Here is a 4,703-nt window from a genome sequence, read left to right as displayed (position 1 = left end):
CCTGATTCAAATTTCAACCTTGCAGAAAAGTTCACTTAATGAGTGCAGAAGCTTCCTTATATCCACCTATACCTGTATTAGAAATGCTTATTGGCTCGAACTTCCAATTTCTTCTTTCTGCATATTTTTGATACATACGAAATAACATTGCTGCAAATAATGCTGCTTCTTCTCCGCCTGTACCTGCTCTAATTTCTAATATTGCATTTCTTGAGTCATCTTCATCTTTGGGCAATAATGCTAACTTTAATTTTGCTTTTATTTTTGGTAATAATACCTTGTGCTTTTCGAAAAATTCTTCTTTTGCTAACTCTTTTATATCACCTTCGCTGTTTTCATCTTTCATTATTTCTTCTAAGTCTGAAATTTCCTCTTTCAGCGTGTTATATTCATCAATTATCTTGATTATTGGCCTGAGCTCAGAGTATTCCTTTGAAAGGGTAATGAATTCTTTTTGACTTAAATTGGTAGGATTTTCCAAATTCCTCTCTATATCATTAAATTTTTTCTTTAAGTCTTGTAAATTATTTTCCATATCCATATAGCACAGATCTAGCTAAGTAATATATACTGAAATAAAAAATTTCTTATATCAAGCAATAACACTATAATATACCTACTACCTTCTAGTTGAATATAATGGCAAAACAGATAACATCAAACTGCAATTTCATATTTGGAGCTTCGGATATAAAATCATTACCAAATGAGTCGGCTCCAGAGATTGCGTTTGCTGGTAGATCAAATGTAGGAAAATCCAGTCTGATCAACTTACTGATAAACAGCAAAAAAGCTGCCAGAGTTTCCTCTAAACCTGGATGCACTAGACAAATAAATTTTTACTCTATGTACGATGATAAGTTCAGACTTGTTGATCTACCAGGGTATGGCTACTCTCATGCAGGCAAGGAGGAAATTATACAATATTTAAACTTAATTGAGTATTATCTAATTCAAAGAGAAAATCTAAGAAGAGTGTTTGTGTTGATAGATAGCAAGGTAGGATTAAAAGAAATAGACAAAGACTTCATTTATTGGTTAATATATAATAACATTAACTTTAACATTGTGCTAACAAAAATAGATAAAGTAAGTCAAAAAAGCTTAGGTGCTGTTATAGAAGATATTCAAAAATGGATTAATAATGAGAATGTGTCAATTCATCAAATGAGCATCCGTGTTAAGCATAAAATAACCAAGGTAAGAGATGAGTTTTTCAAGTTTACAAGATAAAAAAATGAAGAGTAGTGAATTTTTAAAGGGTGAGGTATCATTTGAACAAAAAGCAGAAATATTACTTGAAGTGCTATCTAACATACCTAGCTTTGTAGGCGAGACTTTTGTCATTAAATGCGGTGGTACAATAATCTTAGATGAAACACTATTTAATACTTTTGTGCATAATGTTGTCTTGTTGAAGCAGCTTGGTATAAATCCGGTAATAATTCATGACGGAGAATATGAAATTAACTCAGTGTTAAAAATGCTGGATATGAACAGTAAGTTTGTGAATGGTATCAGACTTACAGACAAAGACACTATGAAAATCATTGAAATGGCACTGTGTGGTTCAGTTAATAAAAAAATTGTTCAGTATATAAATTCTGCTGGTGGTTCAGCTATTGGATTATGTGGAAAAGATGGTAACTTAATTAAAGCCGAAAAAATAACCGCTACGCTTAGAGAAGATAGATCAAATAATATCGAAAAGATATTAGACATGGGGTTCATCGGTAGACCCACTGAAATCAATCCTGATATATTATTTTTTATTGAAGAATCAGATTTTATACCAGTTATTGCACCAATTGGTCATGGAAAAGATGGGGAAACATATCATATTGATGCCGATAGCACTGCAAGCGCAATCGCAATCGCAGTTTCTGCATCTAAAATGATAATCTTGAGTGACACAGATGAAGAAATAGATAAAATTGGTGGCAGGAAGATATCTGTTAAAAATTTAAATGCATCGATTGATTGTGGGAAAATTAAAGGGGAAAAATTTATTGAAAGGCTTATGGCATACGTTAAAATGGCGGAGGAATGTGCTGGAGTTGTTCACATAGTTGATGGTAGAATATCTAACATTATGCTTGATTTATTTACTGAGAGTAATTCAAGCATATCGATTGTGAGTGATTTATAGCTATACTGCTTGCAACTACACGAATACCAAGAGGGTGTCATTCAAGTAGCTGACACTGGAATGACAACAATCTACGTCATACCGCGATTCATTCGCGGTATCTCTAGATCCCGCTAACAAGTAGCGGGATGACGGTTGTCAGGGTGTCATCCCAGCGCCCTTATGATGTCATCCCAGTGCCCAGACACTGGGATCCAGAAGACTTAATTTCAACCAAGTGGCTGCATAATAAGGACTAGATTCCAGACTGGAATGACATCATAGAGGCACTGGGATGACAAAAAAAGGAGCACTGAACTTGTCAAGGAATTTTATGGCCTAGCGTCACGCGCTGGAATGACATCATTTACATTTATCACTTTTGCAGATACAATTTACATGCTATAATTGAGTCTTCATAGATGGTAAATTGGAGTGCAAAGAAGTAAAATTAAAGTAGAAATAAAAAGATTATCACACAGAGAAGACTTGTCTCTTCCATGTTATGCAACTACGCAGAGTGCTGGCATGGATCTTTATGCTGCATTGAATGATTCTGCTGTTTTAAATCCACTTGAAAGATTACTTGTTCCAACTGGAATTGTGATTGCAATACCAAACGGTTTTGAGGGGCAAATCCGCCCACGTTCTGGTCTTGCTGCAAAACATGGAATCACTGTCTTAAATTCTCCGGGCACTATAGACTCTGATTATCGAGGTGAAGTTAAAATTTGTCTAATTAATCTAAGTAATCAGCCATACGAAATAAAAAGAGGAGATAGAATCGCACAAATCCTTATTTCTCCTGTATCTCAGGTAATTTGGGATGACAGAGAAGAATTCTGCGCAGAAGAAACCGGTCGCAATGCAGGGGGCTTTGGCTCAAGCGGCAGGTAGCTTACGAAAAAGCTTGACTATGACAGTTTTTTTATTTAAGCATATTAATATTTGAGGTCGTTTATGCTAACTTTCAAAAATCACTGTGGTCAATTCCACAAAACAAATACTGCACTTGTTGCACTTACTTCTTTGTATGTCATAGGCGCAGCAGTAGCACTTTCAGCACCATATTGGGTGTCTTCAACTTGCACGCTTGCTCCACTTGCAGCTTTTGCAGCTACACCACTTGGAATCGGTATATTAGCAATTGTTGCTGTTGCACTGGTTAGTTCAGCAATGTACGCTATCAGCAAAAACAATGAAATATCTGAGTTGAGAGCTCCGAAGATTGTTGTTAATAACGATAGAAAAACGGTAAAGAAACAGCATTGCTAGTAACAAAAGACACATTTAAGGAAGTGGCAAGGAATAACCAAGTTAAAGATGAAGAAGGTAAGGTAGAAAAGGGTAAACACTATATAGCCTTCAGCTTAGAAGGCAAGAACTACCGTATTATTGTTGATATTAATCAGCTTACCAATACGCTAGGCAATACTTTACTCTTCGAGATAGATTCACTAAAAGAGAAAAACGATGAAGGTAAGTTCGAGGCAGTAAATGAAACAAAGTGGAATAAAACATTAGGTTTAGACAAAGATGGTGCTAAAGGGGTTAACACTTATTTAGGCTCACTTATTGTTGAACAAGTTGCTTCTCAACAACAGACAGTATAGCCAAGTGAAATAAAAGAGGTAGATTAAGTCTGCCTCTTTGTTTTTTTTGATTTTTAGTGTTACGCGCATAACTGCATGGATGTTGCGATTCTCAAGGCAACGTATCTGTTTAGATGCATGGCTAATGCTGAAACAAAAATTCCAGTGTTCCCTTTCTTGTCATCCCAGTGCTTGACACATAACTGTACAAACATTCATTTTTGAAGGTAAATTGCACAACAGATAATGTCATTCCAGTGCTCCCTTTCTTGTCATCCAAGTAGCTGACACTGGGATGGCTTTGTTGCATCACACTTTATGAGATGGTGATTTATGGTAAATTCATGTAACTATCTCAAATTTAGCCATACCAATATCAGTGAATTTATTAAGCAAATAGCATTTAGTTCTTTTTCTCGATTTATCTCAGATTTATTCCTAAAACTAAATCCGAATATTTGCTTTAATCTTGAGAAAAACCCTTCAATATAAGATCTTTTCCCATAATTTACTTCTTTTTTCCATTCTTTCATGCCATCTTCACCGTATAATTTTATTAACCTAATAGCAGCATTCCTGTCAGACATATAATCTATTTCTGGATGTTCTGCCGCATTGTTTATTGGTGGAATTTTTGTCTTTATATCATATTCGTTACACAACTTATAAAACTTGTGCCTATCACATGCCCTATCTGCATATAGTACTTTTATGACATACTGAAAATCGACTTCTTTTAGCAAATCACAAGCTCCATAGTGATCAGAGTAGACACCGTTACTGTATTTCACAGCTATGGCTTTTTTGCTGTTTGTATTCAACATTACATGCAATTTTCTTGTCTGTTCATAGCTGCGATACTTTCTATCTTCGCTATTTTCTTTGCTATGACCAGGAGTGTTGTTGTATATACTAATTCCTGTACTGTCTATAGCAATTTCGATATCTTCCATATTCTAGAAACCTTTTCTTGTCATCCAAGT

Annotated in this window: 6 protein-coding genes and 2 pseudogenes; 5 read left to right on the top strand and 3 right to left on the bottom strand. The window is 35.1% G+C overall.

Annotation, left to right across the window (positions count from 1 at the left end):
* Nucleotides 1-541: pseudogene (locus tag WG67_RS08025) on the bottom strand (PCRF domain-containing protein); the annotation flags it as partial.
* A 98-nt stretch (nucleotides 542-639) separates the two neighbouring features.
* On the opposite strand from WG67_RS08025, the gene yihA reads away from it, so the two are divergent.
* From yihA to WG67_RS07125, 5 genes are all read left to right on the top strand, one after another.
* Nucleotides 640-1,233, top strand: coding sequence for a ribosome biogenesis GTP-binding protein YihA/YsxC (yihA, locus tag WG67_RS01080; RefSeq protein WP_010962460.1), 594 nt, complete (start codon nucleotides 640-642; stop codon nucleotides 1,231-1,233).
* Nucleotides 1,234-1,237: 4 nt separating this feature from the next.
* Nucleotides 1,238-2,149 carry an acetylglutamate kinase gene (gene argB / locus WG67_RS01075; protein ID WP_010962459.1) on the top strand — a complete coding sequence of 304 codons (912 nt, stop codon included), beginning with the start codon at nucleotides 1,238-1,240 and terminating at the stop codon, nucleotides 2,147-2,149.
* A 414-nt stretch (nucleotides 2,150-2,563) separates the two neighbouring features.
* The gene (gene dut / locus WG67_RS01070) at nucleotides 2,564-3,025 is read left to right on the top strand and encodes a dUTP diphosphatase (protein WP_070356771.1); all 462 of its coding nucleotides are present in this window, start codon (nucleotides 2,564-2,566) and stop codon (nucleotides 3,023-3,025) included.
* A 63-nt stretch (nucleotides 3,026-3,088) separates the two neighbouring features.
* Complete coding sequence (locus tag WG67_RS07130; protein ID WP_245683381.1) at nucleotides 3,089-3,403, top strand: hypothetical protein; 315 nt, start codon at nucleotides 3,089-3,091, stop codon at nucleotides 3,401-3,403.
* Nucleotides 3,397-3,741 (top strand): hypothetical protein, encoded by a 345-nt coding sequence (locus tag WG67_RS07125; protein WP_245683380.1) that lies wholly within the window; start codon nucleotides 3,397-3,399, stop codon nucleotides 3,739-3,741. Before WG67_RS07130 ends, WG67_RS07125 begins: the two co-directional genes overlap by 7 nt.
* Nucleotides 3,742-3,862: 121 nt before the next feature.
* On the opposite strand, the gene WG67_RS07120 is transcribed toward WG67_RS07125, so the two are convergent.
* Both WG67_RS07120 and WG67_RS05905 read right to left on the bottom strand, forming a co-directional pair.
* A complete protein-coding gene (locus WG67_RS07120) occupies nucleotides 3,863-4,030 on the bottom strand; it encodes a hypothetical protein (RefSeq protein ID WP_167471207.1) in 168 nt (55 codons plus the stop codon).
* Between the two features lie 32 nt (nucleotides 4,031-4,062).
* Nucleotides 4,063-4,703 (bottom strand): annotated as a pseudogene (locus WG67_RS05905) (transposase); the annotation flags it as partial.

The sequence above is a fragment of the Wolbachia endosymbiont of Drosophila incompta genome (assembly GCF_001758565.1).
GTDB lineage: Bacteria > Pseudomonadota > Alphaproteobacteria > Rickettsiales > Anaplasmataceae > Wolbachia > Wolbachia pipientis.
The sequence above is the reverse complement of the archived record's forward strand: the minus strand, read 5'-3'. Positions and strand labels throughout refer to the sequence as shown.